At 67.8% G+C, this 17,925-nt stretch carries 18 protein-coding genes; 11 read left to right on the forward strand and 7 right to left on the reverse strand.

Features of this window, described 5'->3' with window-relative positions; translation table 11 throughout:
• The first annotated feature begins 127 nt into the window (after positions 1–127).
• The 9 genes from H0X90_RS15740 (at position 128) to H0X90_RS15780 (ending at position 8,307) form a co-directional block, all read left to right on the forward strand.
• Positions 128–388: a DUF2866 domain-containing protein gene (locus H0X90_RS15740; RefSeq protein ID WP_011548992.1), complete on the forward strand. Its 261-nt coding sequence runs from the start codon at positions 128–130 to the stop codon at positions 386–388.
• A 124-nt stretch (positions 389–512) separates the two neighbouring features.
• A complete protein-coding gene (locus H0X90_RS15745) occupies positions 513–896 on the forward strand; it encodes a DUF6232 family protein (RefSeq protein WP_012493589.1) in 384 nt (127 codons plus the stop codon).
• 189 nt (positions 897–1,085) lie between these two features.
• A complete protein-coding gene (locus H0X90_RS15750; RefSeq protein WP_058903544.1) occupies positions 1,086–1,313 on the forward strand; it encodes a hypothetical protein in 228 nt (75 codons plus the stop codon).
• Between the two features lie 224 nt (positions 1,314–1,537).
• Positions 1,538–3,811 carry a TonB-dependent hemoglobin/transferrin/lactoferrin family receptor gene (locus H0X90_RS15755; RefSeq protein ID WP_048987703.1) on the forward strand — a complete coding sequence of 758 codons (2,274 nt, stop codon included), beginning with the start codon at positions 1,538–1,540 and terminating at the stop codon, positions 3,809–3,811.
• Between the two features lie 49 nt (positions 3,812–3,860).
• Complete coding sequence (locus H0X90_RS15760; protein ID WP_006491808.1) at positions 3,861–4,952, forward strand: hemin-degrading factor; 1,092 nt, start codon at positions 3,861–3,863, stop codon at positions 4,950–4,952.
• A complete protein-coding gene (locus tag H0X90_RS15765) occupies positions 4,949–5,866 on the forward strand; it encodes a hemin ABC transporter substrate-binding protein (protein ID WP_034203206.1) in 918 nt (305 codons plus the stop codon). The genes H0X90_RS15760 and H0X90_RS15765 overlap by 4 nt, the downstream gene beginning before the upstream one ends.
• A gap of 15 nt (positions 5,867–5,881) precedes the next feature.
• Positions 5,882–6,970: an iron ABC transporter permease gene (locus H0X90_RS15770; protein WP_034203205.1), complete on the forward strand. Its 1,089-nt coding sequence runs from the start codon at positions 5,882–5,884 to the stop codon at positions 6,968–6,970.
• A gap of 19 nt (positions 6,971–6,989) precedes the next feature.
• Entirely contained in the window at positions 6,990–7,811 is an 822-nt protein-coding gene (locus H0X90_RS15775) for a heme ABC transporter ATP-binding protein (protein WP_077188701.1), read from the forward strand.
• Positions 7,812–7,917: 106 nt separating this feature from the next.
• On the forward strand, positions 7,918–8,307 hold the full coding sequence (locus H0X90_RS15780) for a VOC family protein (RefSeq protein WP_006496216.1): 390 nt from the start codon (positions 7,918–7,920) through the stop codon (positions 8,305–8,307).
• A gap of 31 nt (positions 8,308–8,338) precedes the next feature.
• On the opposite strand, the gene H0X90_RS15785 is transcribed toward H0X90_RS15780, so the two are convergent.
• Positions 8,339–8,950, reverse strand: coding sequence for a trimeric intracellular cation channel family protein (locus H0X90_RS15785; RefSeq protein WP_006496215.1), 612 nt, complete (start codon positions 8,948–8,950; stop codon positions 8,339–8,341).
• Positions 8,951–8,958: 8 nt separating this feature from the next.
• Entirely contained in the window at positions 8,959–11,088 is a 2,130-nt protein-coding gene (locus H0X90_RS15790; RefSeq protein WP_006496214.1) for a penicillin-binding protein 1A, read from the reverse strand.
• Between the two features lie 243 nt (positions 11,089–11,331).
• Here H0X90_RS15790 and H0X90_RS15795 point away from each other — a divergent pair, with 243 nt between their 5' ends.
• Positions 11,332–12,126, forward strand: a complete 795-nt coding sequence (locus tag H0X90_RS15795; protein WP_077188702.1) for an aminoglycoside phosphotransferase family protein — start codon at positions 11,332–11,334, stop codon at positions 12,124–12,126.
• 148 nt (positions 12,127–12,274) lie between these two features.
• Entirely contained in the window at positions 12,275–12,541 is a 267-nt protein-coding gene (locus tag H0X90_RS15800) for a hypothetical protein (protein ID WP_077199992.1), read from the forward strand.
• A gap of 314 nt (positions 12,542–12,855) precedes the next feature.
• Here the strand turns inward: H0X90_RS15800 and H0X90_RS15805 are convergent, their stop codons facing one another.
• The 5 genes from H0X90_RS15805 to H0X90_RS15825 all read right to left on the reverse strand — a co-directional run bounded on the left by H0X90_RS15805 (position 12,856) and on the right by H0X90_RS15825 (position 17,756).
• Positions 12,856–13,581 carry a serine protease gene (locus tag H0X90_RS15805; protein ID WP_077188703.1) on the reverse strand — a complete coding sequence of 242 codons (726 nt, stop codon included), beginning with the start codon at positions 13,579–13,581 and terminating at the stop codon, positions 12,856–12,858.
• A gap of 688 nt (positions 13,582–14,269) precedes the next feature.
• The gene (locus H0X90_RS15810) at positions 14,270–15,106 is read right to left on the reverse strand and encodes a bifunctional allantoicase/(S)-ureidoglycine aminohydrolase (protein WP_006487082.1); all 837 of its coding nucleotides are present in this window, start codon (positions 15,104–15,106) and stop codon (positions 14,270–14,272) included.
• Between the two features lie 841 nt (positions 15,107–15,947).
• Positions 15,948–16,385: a hypothetical protein gene (locus H0X90_RS15815; protein WP_006496212.1), complete on the reverse strand. Its 438-nt coding sequence runs from the start codon at positions 16,383–16,385 to the stop codon at positions 15,948–15,950.
• A 377-nt stretch (positions 16,386–16,762) separates the two neighbouring features.
• Entirely contained in the window at positions 16,763–17,422 is a 660-nt protein-coding gene (locus tag H0X90_RS15820) for an isoprenylcysteine carboxylmethyltransferase family protein (RefSeq protein WP_077188704.1), read from the reverse strand.
• Positions 17,423–17,585: 163 nt separating this feature from the next.
• Positions 17,586–17,756, reverse strand: coding sequence for a hypothetical protein (locus H0X90_RS15825; RefSeq protein ID WP_006485756.1), 171 nt, complete (start codon positions 17,754–17,756; stop codon positions 17,586–17,588).
• Positions 17,757–17,925: the final 169 nt, after the last annotated feature.

A 17,925-nucleotide genomic window follows, 5' to 3' on the forward strand; every position in this document is an offset into this window, starting at 1 on the left:
TTCGCTTAATTCTGGGCTGAGAGGATGCTCTCACCCCCCCTGTTGGCCGCCTGAGCATCGGCGGCTTTTTTTTTAAACGCCGACGGCGCCGCCATCGATTGCCCACAAGACAGGATCGGAGGCCATGATGATCGAAGATACCGTTTTCAGCCATCTGCACGCGATTCTGACGTGCCAACACTCGCTGCCGGTCCAGAGCTGCCGCGTCTCGGTCGAAATGCAGCGCCCCTGGGGCCGCCCGTATCGCCTCGTCGAATGGACGATGCATCTCGACGCCCCCGCGCGGCGCCAGATCGTGCCGGCCGAATCGACCGACGAAGAGATCGCCGAGGTTGTCGCGTCGCACGTGCCGGGCCGGCTTTACGGCGACGGCCGGCTGCAGTTCTGAACGCGTCTGCGCGCCACCCGCTTCCCGTCTTTCGGCCGCGCCGCACGCGTCGTGCGGCAGTCGGTCTCGTTTGACGCGGCAACGAAACCTGCTACGCTGCGCGTTTTCGTCCACGCAACACACGATGGAAAACGCATTCAACGAACGTGGCGTCATGGTCACGCGCAACGGCCTGTCGGCCGCCGGGCAGGTATTCGCACTGCGTGACATCCGCCACGTCGACGTCGTCAAGATTCCGAAGAACCGTCTCGTGCCGTCGCTGATCTCGCTGATCGGCGCGGCCATCGCCGTCGCAGGCGGCATCGCCGCATCGAGCGCCGCGCTCGTGGTCGGCGTGATGCTCGCCGTGGTCGGCTACCTCGCGTGGACCACGCAGGACATCACGTATCGGCTGATGGTCGAGATGCCCGACGGCAAGCGCGAAGCGCTGTCGAGCGTCGACGCCGAGTTCGTCGAACGCGTCGCGCAGGTCGTGCGCGACGCGCAGTCCGCCACCGCAGCCGGCTGATTCCGTTCGCCTTCGTGCCCGCGCCGGCTCGCGCGGGCAGAATGCACGCCGCGAATGTCGGTTCGCGCGGCGTTCGCGTTGAAGCGCGCGGCGCCCGCCGCGCGCCGCCACCCCCTCCCCGCCACTGCACGCGCCGACCGCCTAGTATGGAAAGAGCGGCTCGCCGCCGCATCGTCCGAGGAGGCCAGCATGAACGCTCAATCGCTGTCCGGCATGCTTCGCGCGCAGGAACTGCTGATCGTGTCGATGATCCGCGCGCTTCCCCCTGATGCACGCCGTGCGCTCGTCGAGCTCTACACCGACCAGATCGCGTTCGCCGAACAGGCCGGTATCGAAAGCCACGGCGATCGCGCCACGCATGACGCGTTCATCGCGCATGCGCGCAACCTGCTGATCCGCATCGAAGCGCTGGCCTGAGTTTCTCGAGACTTCCCCCGGCTCGCCCGAGCCGCGCAGGCGAGCGCTCACTCGCACGGGCCGTCTGGCGTCCTTGTATTGATAATAATTCTCATTTACACTGTTAAAGTTGTCAGTTGCCTTTCACATCGCCGTTTGCCGCCTGTCGCGCGCAAACGAGCCAGCCAGGTGAACGCGTCACCCAGCCAGCCTTCGGGCTTGTTATCGTCAATGGGAGACCACCTGTGCATTGCTATACGCTGGCGCGGCGGCCGATCTGTGCCGCGCTGTTCGGCGCGTTCGGCCTGTCCGCCGCCCCGGCTCACGCCGATTCGTCGCCGCAAGGCGCCACCCCGCCGTCCGCCGTCCTGACCACCGCGGCCGCCTCCACGCGCGGCGAGGCGGCGCTGCTCGATCCCGTCACCGTCACGGCCACCCGCACCGCCACCGCGGCGAGCCGCACGGCAGCGTCCGTGTCGGTGATCACCGACGAGGATCTCGAAGAGCAGCAGGCCACCAACATCAAGGACGCACTGCGCTACGAGCCGGGCATCACGGTGCGCCGCACCGCGTACCGTCCCGGCAGCGCCGCGCTCGGCGGCGGCCGCGACGGCGATTCGAGCATCAACATCCGCGGCCTCGAAGGCAATCGCGTGCTGCTGATGGAAGACGGCATCCGCCTGCCGAACGCGTTCTCGTTCGGGCCGCTCGAAGCGGGCCGCGGCGACTACGCGGATCTCGACACGCTCAAGCGCATCGAGATCCTGCGCGGGCCGGCGTCGGCGCTCTACGGCAGCGACGGCCTGACCGGCGCGGTGAACTTCATCACGAAGGACCCGCGCGACCTGCTGTCGGTCTACAACAAGCCTTACTACTTCTCGTTCCGGCCGAGCTACGACTCGACCGATCGCAGCATCGGCGCGACCGTGTCGGCCGCGGGCGGCAACGATCGCGTCCAGGGGATGATCATCGCCGACGGCCGGCGCGGCCACGAGGTCGACACGCGCGGCGGCAACAACACGGCAAGCACGCTGCGCACGACGTCGAACCCGCAGGACGTGTATTCGGAATCGCTGCTCGGCAAGCTCGTGCTGACACCGACCACGCGCGACACGATCAAGTTCACCGCCGAAACGGTGCAGCGGCGCGTGAGCACCGACGTGCTGTCGGCGATCAATGCGCCGACCACGCTCGGCCTCACGACCCACGACCGGCTCGAACGCAACCGCTTCAGCGTCGACTACGACTTTCGCGACGACGCGCTCCGCTGGTTCCAGACCGCGCACGTGCAGTTCTACTACCAGGACGCGAAGCAGGATCAATATGCGTTCGAGACGCGCGGCAAGCTGCCCTCGCGTTCGCGCGACAACCAGTACAAGGAACGCACGTTCGGCGGCGCCGCGTTCGCCGAGAGCGGCTTCGCGACCGGCCCGCTCGCGCACAAGCTGCTGGTCGGCCTGGACGGCAGCCTGTCGCGCGTGACCAACCTGCGCGACGGCACGGTGCCGGGCGTCGGCGAAGCGTTCCCGAACAAGGCGTTCCCCGACACCGACTACACGTTGTTCGGCGCGTTCGTGCAGGACCAGATCGGCTACGGCCGCCTGCTCGTCACGCCGGGCCTGCGCTTCGACACGTACCGGCTGAGCCCGACCGAGAACGATCCGCTGTTCACCGGCAAGGCCGTGTCGACGAGCGCGAACGAACTGTCGCCGCGCGTTGCCGTGCTCTACGAGATCACGCCCGCGGTCATTCCGTACGTGCAGTACGCGCACGGCTTCCGCGCGCCGACGCCCGACCAGGTGAACAGCAGCTTCTCGAATCCGGTGTACGGCTACACGTCGATCGGCAATCCGAACCTGAAGCCCGAAACCAGCGACACGTTCGAAGCCGGCCTGCGCGGCAAGGCCGGCACCGGCTACGGCATCGTGCGCTACAGCGCGGCCGCGTTCACCGGCCGCTACCGCAACTTCATCTCGCGCACGACGATCGCCGGCAGCGGCCGGCCGGTCGACCCGTTCGTGTTCCAGTACGTGAACTTCGCCGACGCACGCATTCATGGCCTCGAAGGCCGCGCCGAATGGGTGATGCCGAACGGCATCACGCTGAAGACGGCGATGGCGTTCACGAAGGGCTCGACGCAGAACGACGGCGCGGCCAGCCAGCCGCTGAACACCGTGAACCCGTTCTCGGCCGTGTTCGGCGTGCGGTACGAGCCGACCGAACGCTGGTTCGTGCAGACCGACCTGCTGTTCCAGGCCGCCAAACGCGACAAGGACGTCGACAAGTCCGACTGTTCGAACAAGGCGTGCTTCACGCCGCCGTCGTCGTTCGTCGTCGACCTGCGCGGCGGCTACCGCTTCAACAAGCACGTGAGCGCGACGATCGGCATCCGCAACCTGTTCGACCGCAAGTACTGGAACTGGTCGGACGTGCGCGGCATCGCGGCCGATTCGCAGGTGCTCGACGCGTATTCGTCGCCCGGCCGCACGGTCGCCGTCAGCATGAAAGTGGATTTCTGATGCGCGTTGCCCGCGCGCCTACCCCAACCGTTACTCGAAGGAGTCCGACATGATGCAATCCGCCCTTCCCGGTCAATCGGCCACGCCGGCCCGCGCGGCCGCCGCGCTGCGCGACGCGTTCATCAAGCTCAAGACCGAGCGTCAGCTGCGCAACCGCGACGTCGCGCAGGCGCTCGGCGTCAGCGAAGGCGAGGCGCTCGCCGCGTTCGTCGGCGAGCACGTCGTGCGGCTCGACGCGCGCTTTCCGGCGATGTTCGAGGAAATGCCGCGCCTCGGCCGCGTGATGGCGCTGACGCGCAACGACACGGCCGTCCACGAAAAGGACGGCGAGTACGCGCAGATGAGCCACGACGGCCCGGTCGGGCTCGCGCTCGGCGACATCGACCTGCGCATCTTCTATCGTCACTGGGTGTCGGCGTTCGCGGTGCGCGACGAGACCGCGCACGGCCCGCTGAAGAGCCTGCAGTTCTTCGACGCGCAAGGTCATGCGATCCACAAGGTCTACCTGCGCGCGCACAGCGATCACGCCGCATACGACGCGTTCGTCGAACGCTGGCGCGCGCCGTCGCAGGAGCCGGGCCTCGAGGTCGCGCCCGCCGCAGCGAAAACGCCCGAGCGCGCCGACACCGAGATCGACGTCGCGGGTTTTCGCGCCGCGTGGGACGCGATGACCGACACGCACCAGTTCTTCGGCATCACGCAACGCTTCGGCGTGAGCCGCATGCAGGCGCTGCGCCTCGCCGATCCGCGCTACGCATATCCGGTCGAAACCGCGCATGCGTTGCGCCACGTGCTCGAACAGGCCGCGAAAAGCGGCCAGCCGATCATGGTGTTCGTCGGCAACGCGGGGATGATCCAGATCCATACGGGCCCCGTCGCGAACGTGCGCGAGGTCGGCGCGTGGATCAACGTGCTCGATCCGGGCTTCAACCTGCATGTGCGCGAAGACCTGATCGCCGCCGCGTGGGTCGTGAAGAAGCCGACGAGCGACGGCATCGTCACGTCGCTCGAACTGTTCGACCGGCAGGGCGACCACGTCGCGCTGCTGTTCGGCGAGCGCAAGCCCGGCAAGGTCGAGCGCGACGACTGGCGCGCGCTCGTCGCGACGCTGCCGGCGGCCGCACGCGGAGCCGCGCGGTGAGCGCGCGGCGGTTCGATCCGCGCCGCCGGTCGCTGCTGGCCGGCGCGGCGGCCGGCGCGCTCGCGGGCGCCCTGCCCGGCGGCGCGTTCGCGCAGGGCGCGGCCGCCGCGCCGACACGCGTGATCGTGATCGGCGGCGCGCTCGCGGAAACCGCATTCGCGCTCGGCGGCGCCGAGACGCCGCGTTACCGGCTCGTCGGCGCCGACACGACGTGCACGTATCCCGACGCCGCGAAGCGCCTGCCGAAGGTCGGCTACCAGCGGGCGCTGTCGGCCGAAGGGCTGCTGTCGCTGCGGCCCGATCTCGTGCTGGCCTCGGCGGAAGCCGGCCCGCCGACGGCGATCGCGCAGGTGAAAGGCGCCGGCGTCACGGTGACGACCTTCGACGAGCGCCACGACGTCGAATCGGTGCGCGCGAAGATCACCGGCGTCGCGCAGGCACTCGACGTGCGCGACGCCGGCGCCGCGCTGCTGCAGCGTTTCGATCGCGACTGGCAGGCCGCGCGCGACGCGGTCGCCGCACGCGTGCCCGGCGGCGCGCAGCCGCCGCGCGTGCTGTTCGTGCTGAACCATACCGGCACCCAGGCGCTCGTCGCCGGCCAGCGCACGGCCGCCGACGCGATGATCCGCTACGCGGGCGCGCGCAACGCGATGCAGGGCTTCGATCACTACAAGCCGCTGACGACCGAGGCGCTCGCGGCGGCCGCGCCCGACGTCGTGCTGATCTCCGACGAAGGGCTGGCGGCCGTCGGCGGCCACGCCGCGCTGCTCGCGACGCCGGGCTTCGGCGCGACGCCGGCCGGCCGCGCGCGGCGCGTCGTGTCGCTCGACGCGCTGTTCCTGCTCGGCTTCGGCCCGCGCCTGCCGCTCGCCGTCACGACCCTGCACCGACGCCTGTCGGATGCGCTCGCCTGAATCCGGATCGACCCGATGCCCGCTCACGCCTCGCCCTTCAACGCGCCATCGTCCGCCTCGCGCGCCGGCGCCGCGCGCCTCGGCACGTCGCGCCGCTTCGCGCCGTTCGTCCTGGCCGCGCTCGCCATTCTCGTGGGCGTGATGTCCGTCGTCGCGCTGTGCGTCGGCGCGTACCGCATTCCGCTGGCGGAAGCCTGGGCCGCGCTGAGCGGCGACCCGGCCGCGCAGCAGGCGCGCGCGGTGCTGCTCGACATCCGCGCGCCGCGCGTCGTGCTCGCGCTGCTGGTCGGCGGCGGCTTCGGCGCGACCGGCGCCGCGATGCAGGCGCTGTTCCGCAATCCGCTCGCCGATCCCGGGCTCGTCGGCGTATCGAGCGGCGCCGCGCTCGGCGCGACCACGCTGATCGTGCTCGGCCCCGCGCTCTTCGCCGCCCACGCAAGCGCGGCCGCGCTGCCCGTGGCCGCGTTCGCGGGCGGGCTCGCGGTCGCGGCGCTCGTCTACCGGCTGGCCGCGTCGCGCGGCCGGCTCGCGCTGCCGCTGCTGCTGCTCGCCGGCATCGCGATCAATGCGCTGGTCGGCGCGGCGATCGGGCTGCTCACGTTCGTCGCCGACGACGCACAGCTGCGCTCGCTGACCTTCTGGAGCCTCGGCAGCCTCGGCGGCGCGCAATGGCCGACGCTGGCGGCCGTCGCGCCGTGCGTCGCGCTCGGCGGCGTGCTGCTCGTGCGCGAGCGCGACGCGCTGAACGCACTGCAGCTCGGCGAAACCGAAGCGCTGCATCTCGGCGTGCCCGTGCAGCGACTGAAGCGGCGCGTGCTCGTCGCGGTCGCGCTCGCGGTCGGCGCGCTCGTGTCGTGCGCGGGCATCATCGGTTTCATCGGGCTCGTCGCGCCGCATTGCGTGCGCCTCGCGTGCGGCCCCGACCAGCGCATCGTGCTGCCCGGCGCCGCATTGCTCGGCGCGTTGCTGACGCTCGCGGCCGATCTCGCCGCGCGCACGGTCGCCGCGCCCGCCGACATTCCGCTCGGCGTGCTGACCGCGCTGCTCGGCGCGCCGTTCTTCCTCGCGTTGCTGTGGAAGAACCGCGGCGCGCTCGGCGGGTAATTCCTTCTTCACGACGACCATGCTGACTGCCCACCACCTCGACGTCGCCCGCCGGCACGGCACGATCCTGCGCGACCTGTCGCTGTCGATCGAACCCGGCCGCGTGACCGCGCTGCTCGGCCGCAACGGCGCGGGCAAGAGCACGCTGCTGAAAACCTTCGCCGGCGAACTCACCGGCAGCGTCGCGCCGCACGGCGTGCGCGTGACGGGCGACGTCACGCTGAACGGCGAACCGCTCGCACGCATCGACGCGCCGCGGCTCGCGTGCCTGCGCGCGGTGCTGCCGCAGGCCGCGCAGCCGGCGTTCCCGTTCAGCGTCGACGAAATCGTGCTGCTCGGCCGCTATCCGCATGCGCGGCGCAGCGGTGCGACGTCGCACCGCGATCGCGACATCGCATGGCGCGCGCTCGAACGCGCGGGCGCCGACGCGCTCGTCGGCCGCGACGTCACGACGCTGTCGGGCGGCGAACTCGCACGCGTGCAGTTCGCCCGCGTCCTCGCGCAGCTGTGGCCCGATCACGACACGACGGAACCCGGCCCGCGTTACCTGCTGCTCGACGAGCCGACCGCCGCGCTCGATCTCGCGCACCAGCACCGCCTGCTCGATACCGTGCGCGCCGTCGCGCGCGAATGGCAGCTCGGCGTGCTCGCGATCGTCCACGATCCCAACCTCGCCGCGCGGCATGCGGATGCGATCGCGATGCTCGCCGACGGCACGATCGTCGCGCATGGCACACCGCGCGACGTGATGACGCCTGCCCATATCGCGCAGTGCTACGGCTTCGCGGTGAAGATGGTGGAAACCGGCGACGGGACGCCGCCGGTGATGGTGCCCGCGTAGCGCGGGCACGTATCGCATGATCGTTGCATCGCTCTAGGCGGTGCGTTGCCCTGGGCGGCGGCGCACTCTCCCGATCTCTCGCATTGCCCCTGCCAAGGAAATCCCCGTGCCGCTTCCGATGACCCGCATCATCCTGTACGTCCGCGACGTCGCGTTGCTGAAAGCGTTCTATCAACGGCATTTCGCGTTGCCCGTCATCGAGGAAATCGACGGTGAATGGGCCGTGCTCGGCGCGGGCGCGATCGAGCTCGCGCTGCATCGAGCCGGCCCGGCATTCCGTCATGCGGCCGCACCAGCAAGCACGAACGCCAACGCGGCCACCAGCAACGTGAAGCTCGTCTTCACGATCGACGCCGATATCGACGCGTATCGCGACCGGCTCGCCCGCGACGGCGTGACCGTGCGCGATCTGAAGCGCTACGACGGCTTCCCGTACCGGATGGTCGACGGCATCGATCCGGAAGGGAACGTCTTTCAGGTGATGCAGCCGGACTGAATGCCGGCGCGAAAAGCATGGGCGCGCGCGCTCAATGCTCGACATCCGCCGCGCCGAAGCTCCGCATCTTCCAGCCGAGCCGTACGGCGAGCATCCGTATCGAGAAGCCGGCCGCCAGCGCGACGAGCGTCGCGAACCCCGTGTCGATGCCGAGATGCTGCATCCCGACATACAGCGAACCCGTGACGAACGCGACGCTCGCGTACAGCTCCTCGCGCAGGATCAGCGGCATCTCGTTGCAGAGTAAATCGCGCAGCATCCCGCCGCACACGCCCGTGATCGCGCCGGCCAGCACGACGATGATCGGCGCCGTGCCGGTCGACGCACCGACGTCGCAGCCGATGATCGTGAACGCCGCGAGGCCGACCGCATCGACGGTGACGAACAACGTCTTCATCCGCGCGACGTGCCGTGCCGCCCACGACGCGACGGTCGCCGCGACGAGCGTGATCACCAGGTATTCGGGATGTGCGATCCAGCCGAGCGGATAGTGGCCGAGCAGCACGTCGCGCACGGTGCCGCCGCCGAGCGCCGTCACCGCGCCGACGAGCGCGAGGCCGAAGCGGTCCATCCCGCGGCGCATGCCCATCAGCGCCCCCGACATCGCTTCCGCGACGATCGCAATCAGATAGAGCGTATGCATGGCGCGCGTCAGTCGTCGGTCCGGAACAGGTCGAGCACGCGTTCGCGCTCGGCCGCATCGACGGCGGCAGGCATCGGCTCGTCGCGCTTGCCGTTGTCGGCCGGCGCGTCGGGCGCATCGATGGCCGCCGCGCCGCCGCACGCGAAGCGGCTGCGGATATACGCCGGCACGTCGGCCGTGCACGTGCCGCGCGTGTATTCCGCGTAGACGAAGTCGCCGTCGACGAGCGCGACGTCCTGGGGCGGCATCGCCGCGACCGGCGTGCGCCCGTCGACGGCCGTCTTCATGTAGTCGAGCCAGACCGGCAGCGCGAGCGTCGCGCCGGTCGCGCGCCCCATTGGGCGCGGCGTGTCGTAGCCGAGCCACGCGACCGCGACGATGCCCGACGAATAGCCGGCGAACCATACGTCCTTCGACCCGTTCGACGTGCCCGTCTTGCCGGCCGCGTCGTCACGCCGCAGCGCGAGCGCGCCGCGCGCGGTGCCGGCCCGCACGACGTCGCGCAGCATGCTGTCCATCACGAACGCATTGCGCGCCGATACGACCCGCTCGCCCGCCGGCACGGTCGCCTCGTACATCGCGCCGCCGTGACGCTGCTTCACCGACAGGATCAGGCGCGGCTCCATCCGCGTCCCGCCATTCGCGAACACGCTGTAGGCGCTCGCGAGTTCGAGCGGCGTCACGGCGCCCGCGCCGAGCGCGAGCGGCAGCGACGCCGGATTGCGCTGCGCGTCGAAGCCGAAATGCACCGCGTGCTGCTGCACGTAGCGCGCGTCGGTGGCCTGCATCAGGCTGACCGCGACCAGGTTCTTCGAACGCACGAGCCCGCGCCGCACCGGGATGAAGCCTTCGTAGCGATTGCCGAAATTGCGCGGACGCCACGGCCGCGCGCCGGTTTCCGCGTGCGTGAGCGTGCGCTGCGTATCGTCGACGAGCACGCCGGGGAAGTAGCCCTTCTCCAGCGCCGCCGAATAGACGAACGGCTTGAAGCTCGATCCCGGCTGGCGATACGCCTGCAGCGCATGGTCGAACACGTTGCGATTGAAATCCGCGCCGCCGACCAGCGCGAGCATGTCGCCGGTGGCCGCATCGAGCGACACGAGCGCGCCTTCGAGCCCGTTGCGCGTCTCGCGCTTCGCGCGCGCCTGGCGGCTCAGCGTGCGCTCGAGCGCGGCTTCGGCCGCGCGCTGGTCGCGCATCGAGATCGTCGTCGTCACGTCGAGGCCGAGCGTGTACGCGTCGTCATGAAACCGCTCGACCATCATTCGGCGCGCGCGCTCGGCGACGTACGGCGCCGCGACGATGCCGGGCGGCGGCGTGGTCGCCAGCGCGATCGGCGCGTCGACGGCCGCGCGATACGTCGCATCGTCGAGTTGCCCGAGCGCGTGCATCCGGCCGAGCACGTAGTTGCGCCGCGCGGTCGCGCGCGCGGGATTGACGACCGGGTTGAACGCGGACGGCGCTTTGGGCAGCCCGGCGAGCACGGCCGCCTCGCCCGCGCTCAGCGCATCGAGCGGCTTGCCGAAGTACACGTGCGCGGCGGCCGCGAAGCCGTATGCGCGCTCGCCCAGATAGATCTCGTTCATGTACAGCTCGAGCAGCTTGTCCTTGCTGTATTCGCGTTCGAGCTTCGCCGCCATCAGGATCTCGGCGAGCTTGCGGCTCAGCACCTTGTCGCGCGTCAGGTAGAAGTTGCGCGCGACCTGCATCGTGATCGTGCTGCCGCCCTGGCCCGGCTGGCCCGTCACGACGTTCGCGAACGTCGCGCGCGCAAGACCGCCGACATCGACCGGGCCGTGCTCGTAGAACTTCGCGTCCTCCGCCGCGAGCAGCGCGTGCCGCATCAGCGGCGGAATGCGTTCGAGCGGCACGAACTCGCGCCGCTCGACGCCATATTCGGCCAGCAGGTCGCCGTCGCGCGAAAAGATCCGCAGCGGCAGCGCGGGACGATAGACGGCCAGGTGTTCGACGGACGGCAACTGCGTCCAGATGCGATCGATCGTCCATGCGCCGATGCCCGCGCATGCGAGCGTCAGGCCGAGCAGCGCGCCCGCGAGCGTGCGCCAGACGCGGCGGCGGCGCGGCGGTGCGGATGGCGGCGCGGGCGGCGGCGATGGGTTGGCGGTGGGGTCGGTCATGTCGGGGCTCCTTCTTCAGTGCCGCGACGGCCGGCGCGCGAGCGGCGCCGATCGGTCACGAAAGGCGCGCATTGTCGAAGGGATGGCGCGAAACCGGAACATTCTTTAGCCAAAGTTTGGCTGGCTAAATTTTATTTAGGAAAGCGCACCGGGGCCCGCTCGCGGCGCGTATGTGGGTCTGCGGCATGTCGTCGCGGCCGGGCAGGCGAGGCGCATGAGCCGGTTCGCCTGTACCATCGCGTGATGTTCGACCGATACCTCGACCTGTGGGGCCTCGTTCCCGACGGTGGCCCGATCCTGACCGCGAGCGGCGGCCTGTTGCCGGTCGTCTGGCACGCGCGGCCCGCGATGCTGAAAGTCGCGACGTGCGACGAGGAACGCCGCGGCAATGCGCTGATGGCCTGGTGGAACGGGCAAGGCGCCGCGCAGGTGTGGCGGCACGACGGCGACGCGATCCTGCTCGAACGCGCGCAGCCGGCGCCGTCGCTCGCCGCATTGTCGGCAGCCGGCCACGACGACGACACGATGCGCATCGCTTGCGACGTCGTCACGCGGCTGCACGCGCATCGTGCGCCGCAGGTGCCTCCGGTGGTGCCGCTGCATGACTGGTTTTACGCGCTGCTGTCGAACGATGCCGACAACGATGTGCTGCGCCGCTCCGCGGCGATCGCTCGCCAGTTGCTCGCCGAGCCGTCCGTCGACGAAGTCGTGTTGCACGGCGACATCCATCACGACAACATCCTGCATTTCGGCGATCGCGGCTGGCGCGCGATCGACCCGAAAGGGCTGCGCGGCGAGCGCACGTTCGACTACGCGAATCTGTTCTGCAATCCCGCACGCGACATCGCGGTCGATCCCGTGCGTTTCGGGCGGCGCGTCGCGGTCGTGGCCGATGCCGCACAACTCGACCGGCGCCGGCTGCTGCAGTGGATTCTCGCGTGGTCGGGACTGTCGGCCGTGTGGTTGATGGAAGACGAGTTGTCGCCCGATACACGGCTGGAGGTTGCGATGCTTGCGGCGGGTGCGCTCGGGCTGTAGCGATACGCATCGCCGATGAAAACAGGTCCGTCGCGGGTTTCTGGGGAACGCTGCGAAGACCGCCGGTATTCGGCCTGTTTTAGGCACTCGACCATAAGGGCTAGATCGCCGACAATCTTCAGTACCCGCTTGCCTTTGGTCAATATCAATGAAAGTTTCGAGAGATTTCGGAATCGTTGTCCGGCGGGCTGCGCTAGCAGCCAAGAATGTCGAGCTATCCACGGTCATGGTCGAATTCAATTTTCGGGAATCTTTTGACGAATCCGATAGCCTCATATCGCTTGGCCCGTTCTTTGGAAGCGATGCGGCCGATGAGTGCACGAAGTCATTGGAGCGGCTTGGGCTGACATACATCGACGACTTTTTTGTCTTCGAGCAGTTTGTGCCCGACTGGTGTTCGTTCGAAGTATTTTGACGTGAGCGCCGATATCGAGTTTCCGAGGTCTGCTATCGGCCAGAAGCGGACATTCGACGCGGTGTGCGCATAGCAGCCATTTGGCGGTACAGTGACGCCCCACGATGGCGGCGAGGCTATGATCGCGATTTAAATCCCCTCGATATCGGCACGCTCACGTTCAAATCAGCGCCACACCCGCCGTTCTTGCTCGTCGGGTCGATGTTCGGTAAACGGTCGGGCCATCTATTGTAGGCTGGTCCAGCGTGCCGCTAACGCTTGGTCTTATGCAGTTCGTCGAATGAAGGAGCGGGGCGAAGTGGCTTTGCTTCCGGTTAGGTTCGAGACTCTTCGATGATCGTGCGCCCGAGTACCGCCGGAGCCCAATGTCGAAACGCCTCTTCGCGAATGGCATACGGCACTTCCCGAACTACGGGCATTCCATCAACATGCACTTCTGTGCGACGCTCAACAGAATAAATTCCGACCAAGGCCCAGGCCTGTTCCGCACCGCGGAGGCGCTTAGTTTTGTGGATTAGCGGGGCCCCCGAGCAACCAGCACCAGCGATTTCGCTTATCTCAAAGAATTGAGTGCCCCGGACGCCCGGTATTGCATGTGAATAGTTACGCCGAATATATCCTGTCGTGTAGACGAGATCCGGCCGGTAAATTGCGCCGGGATCGAACTGCGCATCCTCCGGATATCCCCAGCAGTCATAGTGCAGAGAGGCGCCTTGCCACTCACCATCGCACTCGAGGATGCTAGACCATTGACCTTCGATCTTCAAAACAGCAACGTCAACGTTATCGCAAAGCTCTCTTTCCTGGACGACATGGGCCGCCCACTCGTTATTAGTATCGACGTACAACACCGCGAGCGTCTCGTCTTGGTGACCCTCGATGACGTGTCGCGCAGTCAGCAGCACACCGCGAGAGCCGATGTTAAACGCTGTCCCCAGAAATCCGGTGCTGCGAAAACCGTTCGGCTCACGGACTACCGTGATTACCGGTACGACGTAGTCTCGGACCATGCCACGCTGATGCGAATGACTCATGTTCATGCCGTTGTTTTGCGATGAGTGTTGTGCTTACCTACAAATTATCTCATCTTCTCGGAAAAATCTTCGTGCCGCCTGATTCCGTCGTAGAGGTACTCGCATAGGTTAGCGCTTCGACCAGATGCCGCTGGTTGAGTGGTGGTGAACGTCCGCTTTCGTATGGGTCGACCGTCCTTTTTGGGCCAATACCCGCCGGCGACTTCGCGCGCACGCGCATCGTTCGATGCATGTCACGGACGGGACCGCACCGATAGACGCAGGCGTTGAACACGGAAGCCCAGGCGATCAAATGAGAGAATGAAGAATCAAACTCATTGCCGGGAATGCTCGTGGACCTCCATGTGATCTATACGCGAAGCGATCGAATTCTCGTGTCGCGACGACGGTACGAATCGTGGCGACAGATTCAGGATGAGATAGCAGATTACATGGCCTCACTTGGGCCTTGGCCGCCTCAAGAGATGATCGAGTACCTCGACGGCGAGCATCCCGGCCTCGATCCAGGCGCAACTGAACAGGTCAATGCTCTTTTGGCCTCGGCCGAAGCCATTATCGAACTCAAGTTTGCGCGGAGCCGCTAGCTTTTCACGCGCGTCGGTCGACACCGGACATCCAGGAAAACCCACGACGCACCCGAAAAAAAACCCGCCGGCTCACACCAGCGGGTTTTCATATCGACTTGCGCGACGCTTCAGCGCGCCGGGTTCAGCGTCAGGTTCATGTGACGGTTCACATCCTTGTACAGCAGATAACGGAACCGGCCAGGCCCACCCGAATAGCAAGCCTGCGGGCAGAACGCGCGCAGCCACATGAAGTCGCCGGCTTCCACCTCGACCCAGTCCTGATTCAGCCGATAAACAGCCTTGCCTTCCAGCACGTACAGGCCATGCTCCATCACATGCGTTTCAGCGAACGGAATCACGCCGCCCGGCTCGAACGTCACGATGTTCACGTGCATGTCGTGACGCATGTCGCTCATGTCGACGAAGCGCGTCGTCACCCATGCGCCGTTGGTGCCCGGCATCGGGATCGGCTCGACGTCCTGCTCGTTGGTCACGAACGCTTCCGGCAACGGAATGCCGTCGACCGCCTGATAGTGCTTGCGCACCCAGTGGAAACGCACCGCGGCATCGCTGACGTTGTGCAGCGTCCAGTCCGCGCCCGGCGGGATGAACGCATAGCCGCCCGGCTTCAGCGTGTGCTTCTGGCCCTGCAGCGTCAGCTCGGCTTCGCCTTCGACGACGAACAGCACGGCTTCGGCGTTCTTGTCCTGCTCGGGCTTGTCGCTGCCGCCGCCCGGATTCACTTCGACGATGTACTGCGAGAAGGTTTCCGCGAAACCCGACAGCGGGCGCGCGATCACCCACAGGCGCGTGTGGGTCCAGAACGGCAGCCAGCTCGTGACGATGTCGCGCATCACACCCTTCGGGATCACCGCGTACGCCTCGGTGAACATCGCGCGATCGGTCAGCAGGTCCGTCTGCGGCGGGTGGCCGCCATGCGGCGCGTAATACGTTGTCTTAGACATATTGCATCCAGGCAATGGGTTGGTCCGGCCCCGGGCGCAAACGGCATCGGGCGGTCCGCATGCGCGTGGGGCACGCATGCGGGGCGGGACATCGTTGCCGGGGTGGCTTGAAGGCGCATGCGCCTTCGGTCGGTCGGCCAGGCTTCGCGTCGGGTCCGTCCGGTTCATCGGACGCGGCGGGCCGGCGGCCGGGCCGCGGCGCTCGCGATCATGCGGCGAGGCGCGGACAGCGGCACGGTTCGACTCCGTACGCGAGCATCGCCGACGATAGCGAAGTCGATCTCGATCGACCAATTAAATGTTGCGATGACATTCATTCGATTTCCCACTACCCGCCGCCGCCCGCGACGCGCGGTCGGGAGGCGTTGCGGGGCATGCCGACCATCAGGGAAATCCTGACGGTTGCGCGGTGCGCGCGATGCGTCCGTACCCGGCAATACGGCGTACCCATGCGCAATTCAACACGTCCCGTTAAGCGGATCGAGGGCGATCGACAAGCGCGCGACAGCGGATCGCTGCAGCAGGGTCGCGGGATACGCTCACGTCAGGCTGGAACGAGCCGACGCGGCGAACGGAAAGCAGAGGACATTCGGCCCATCCCGTCCGGGCACATTCATGCGCGGGACGCGATGTCGTCGACAAACGAAATGGGGAAACGGCGGGAGGAGGATGGCCGGCCCGTCGATCGGGCCCATGGCAGTGGCTGATTGAAGCCGGAGGCGCATCGCCGGTCTGGCCGGCGAAGCGGCCCGGCAGGCTGCCGGGCTGAGGTTCGCGTCGAAGTCCCGACGCCGTCGGCGCGCCGGTGCGCGGATCGCGCACCGTGCCGCGCCAGCGGCGATCAGTCCCAGTCGCGGTGGTGACGGTGCTTGCGGTGACGGTAGCCGCGATCGCCGTGATCGCGATCGTACGAGCTGCGCGACATGTTGCCGCCGAGCGCCGCGCCGGCGCCGCCGCCGACCGCCGCGCCCAGCAGGCCGCCCGTGCGGCCGCCCATCGCGTTGCCCGCCGCGGTACCCGCGCCGCCGCCGAGGGCGCCGCCGATGATCGCGCCGGTGCGCTCGCGACGGTTCGACGTCACCGCACCGCCGGCGCCGCCGCCGATCGCGCCGCCGATGACGGAACCGGTGCTGCCGCCGACCGCGCCGCCGACCGCTGCGCCGGCAACCCCGCCGAGCGCGCCGCCGAGCGCGTTGTTCAAGTCACCGGCCATTGCCGGCAGTGCAGTCGCGCCGGTCAACGCGGCGACGACGAGAGCGGGGGCGATTTTCTTCCACATTCCCGTATTCTTCCTTGTTCGCAATTCTGGTTATCGAGGTCCGCTCGGTACGACGATCTGAATCGATCGACGTCGGGCCAGGCATTGTGCCGAACCGCGGACCAATTCATTTCAATGAGCTTGCGGCGAAGAATAGCACCGGTCCCGCATCCTTGCCGCGGACATTGTGGTAACAAGTTGTTTACGAATCACAGACATTCAACGGGGCCGTCGAATCCGGCTGAAACCCTTGCCGGCATTGGCTCCCGCATCGGTCCGACCCCACGTTGCGGCACGCCGGTCATGCACGCGATCGCACGTTCGAGACACACGTGGCAACACATCTGCACACGCCGGTAACGGGCATCCGGACGACGGTCGGGGAAAAGATGACGGGGTCAGTACACGCCGGGCAGCAACCGCCACGTCCGCGCGCAATACGCGTCGTATTCGGCGCCGAATTGCGAACGCAGCAGTGCCTCCTCCGAACGGATTCGCGCGACGAGCGGCACGAGCGTCAGCACGACCAGCAGCACGCCGACGCTCGAGCGGAACACCAGTGCCCAGCCGAGCGAATTGACGACCAGGCCGAGATAGCTCGGATTGCGGATGCGGCTGTAGATGCCGCCGGTCACGAGCGTATGGCCCGGCTGGATCGCGACGAGCCCACTGAAGCGCTTGCCGAGCACGAATACGGGCCATATGCGCAGCACGCCGCCCACGAGGTACAGCCCGACGCCGATCCAGCGCACCGTGTCGCCACCGAAGGTCCAGATGTCGAGGCGGTCGGTCAGCGCCGGCAGGTATGCGAACAGGAAGCCGCTCACCGCGAACGCCGCGAGCACCCAGCGGTTGTCGCGGTTCTCGCGTTCGCCGCTGCTCAGGTTGCCTTCGGTGAACAGGGCGGCGACGGCCATCGCGAGTGTCGCGATCGCCACAACGGTTGACTGAGGATGCGAGAAGAACGCAGCGAACCCGCCGCTGCCGAGCACGGCGAGCCCGAGATAGACGAGCGTGGCGACGCCCGACAGGACGACGACCTTGGGGGTAACTGTCATGACGGCCTCGCGAGGATGCGCTTTCCTGTGAAGTATAGGAACCGCGCACCCCGGGCGCCGTGCGCCCCCTTCATGCGGCGCGCGAATTCGCGCGCATCGTCCGGCTAACGGCAGCCGACCGGGCCGGTGCGACCGGGGCCCCGAGCCGGGGCCCGAAGCCGGATCAGCGGATGCGGAAGTTGCCGCCGATGCCGACGCTCACCGGCGGCGCGTAATACGCGGGCGCATAGCCGTAACCGTAGTAGGCCGGCGCGGGCGCGTAGCCGTACGGCGGCGCGACGTAGCAGCCGGACAGGCCGCCGATCAGGGCAAGCGTGATGAGAAGTCTGGACATGGCTCGATTCCCGGCGCGAAAGACGCATGGCACCTCGCGAAGGCCGCGCCGCCGCACCACGCGGCGGCCGGCACGAAGAGGCGATCCGCCCTTCCTGTCGCTCGATGAAACAATGCGCGGAGTCTAGCGCCGCGCCTGGCCGGCCGAGTTTCCCGGGCGGTTACACGTG

The sequence above is a fragment of the Burkholderia sp. 9775_39 genome (assembly GCF_015712225.1).
Taxonomy (GTDB): Bacteria; Pseudomonadota; Gammaproteobacteria; order Burkholderiales; family Burkholderiaceae; genus Burkholderia; species Burkholderia cenocepacia.

Coding starts and splice junctions, on each gene's coding strand:
- H0X90_RS15775 (WP_077188701.1), top strand. CDS start 6,990: ATGCTGACTGCCCACCACCTCGACGTCGCCCGCCGGCACGGCACGATC.
- H0X90_RS15795 (WP_077188702.1), top strand. CDS start 11,332: ATGTTCGACCGATACCTCGACCTGTGGGGCCTCGTTCCCGACGGTGGC.
- H0X90_RS15760 (WP_006491808.1), top strand. CDS start 3,861: ATGATGCAATCCGCCCTTCCCGGTCAATCGGCCACGCCGGCCCGCGCG.
- H0X90_RS15770 (WP_034203205.1), top strand. CDS start 5,882: ATGCCCGCTCACGCCTCGCCCTTCAACGCGCCATCGTCCGCCTCGCGC.
- H0X90_RS15820 (WP_077188704.1), bottom strand. CDS start 17,422: ATGACAGTTACCCCCAAGGTCGTCGTCCTGTCGGGCGTCGCCACGCTC.
- H0X90_RS15825 (WP_006485756.1), bottom strand. CDS start 17,756: ATGTCCAGACTTCTCATCACGCTTGCCCTGATCGGCGGCCTGTCCGGC.
- H0X90_RS15800 (WP_077199992.1), top strand. CDS start 12,275: ATGAAAGTTTCGAGAGATTTCGGAATCGTTGTCCGGCGGGCTGCGCTA.
- H0X90_RS15815 (WP_006496212.1), bottom strand. CDS start 16,385: ATGTGGAAGAAAATCGCCCCCGCTCTCGTCGTCGCCGCGTTGACCGGC.
- H0X90_RS15740 (WP_011548992.1), top strand. CDS start 128: ATGATCGAAGATACCGTTTTCAGCCATCTGCACGCGATTCTGACGTGC.
- H0X90_RS15810 (WP_006487082.1), bottom strand. CDS start 15,106: ATGTCTAAGACAACGTATTACGCGCCGCATGGCGGCCACCCGCCGCAG.
- H0X90_RS15805 (WP_077188703.1), bottom strand. CDS start 13,581: ATGAACATGAGTCATTCGCATCAGCGTGGCATGGTCCGAGACTACGTC.
- H0X90_RS15745 (WP_012493589.1), top strand. CDS start 513: ATGGAAAACGCATTCAACGAACGTGGCGTCATGGTCACGCGCAACGGC.
- H0X90_RS15785 (WP_006496215.1), bottom strand. CDS start 8,950: ATGCATACGCTCTATCTGATTGCGATCGTCGCGGAAGCGATGTCGGGG.
- H0X90_RS15750 (WP_058903544.1), top strand. CDS start 1,086: ATGAACGCTCAATCGCTGTCCGGCATGCTTCGCGCGCAGGAACTGCTG.
- H0X90_RS15790 (WP_006496214.1), bottom strand. CDS start 11,088: ATGACCGACCCCACCGCCAACCCATCGCCGCCGCCCGCGCCGCCATCC.